The sequence below is a fragment of the Vibrio sp. 1249-1 genome, from assembly GCF_033340495.1.
In genome coordinates, this window is sequence record NZ_JAWOWJ010000449.1 from 1 (window position 1) to 743 (window position 743).

Genomic DNA, 743 nt, shown 5'->3' on the forward strand with positions numbered 1-743 from the left:
CAACCGAGGACTTTTCTGTTTCAGCAATATGCCGAGAAGCGGCAGTGATGGTCAGAAGGAACCTACTCGCAATTGTCATTGCGTGTATTCCATTAATCATCGTGCACTCAATTTTTGTGTTTATGTATCCTGAAATGACGGGGCAAGATCAAGCGAGCGTCCAAGAAGGAAACATCACGGGATTTTATTTCGTCACAATCGTTTTATACCCACTTGTTGCTGCGATGGCTGCTGTGCGTGTGCACCGGATTTATTTGGTTGGCGATTACATGCACTCGGCGTTGGATGTGTTTCGTTTGTCGGCCCGAGAATTCCGTTTCATTGGCTGGTGGATATTGTTTGGACTGATGATGCTACTCGTCATTGGTATCCCAATCTTTGTGCTGTCGTCTATCTACATTGCAGAAAGCGGTGAACCCGATTTTGTCGCCATGGCGTTTATCACAACAGTTGCAAGCATTCCGGGCTATTGGGTGATGGCGCGTTGGTCGTTTGTGCTGCCAGCGACCGCAATGGATCATCAGCCGCGCAGTTTGCGTCGTTCATGGAACCAAAGCAGACCATACAACAAGCAAGTATTCATTTTGATGGGATTAATTCCATTAGGTGCCGGCTTGCTCAGTCAGCTTATCTTTAGCCACTTTACGAATTTTTTCATGCTAAGTTTTGTTGGTGTTGCCTATGGTATTTTTGGCGCGTACCAGCTGGCATTGTTATCGTTGAGCTATAAAACGGTAGTGGAT

Annotated in this window: 1 protein-coding gene; it reads left to right on the forward strand. The window is 46.3% G+C overall.

Annotated elements, in window-relative coordinates:
- Nucleotides 1-743 (forward strand): sugar transporter (locus R7Z50_RS26920; protein WP_318149671.1); only part of this gene is annotated, 743 nt, incomplete at both ends.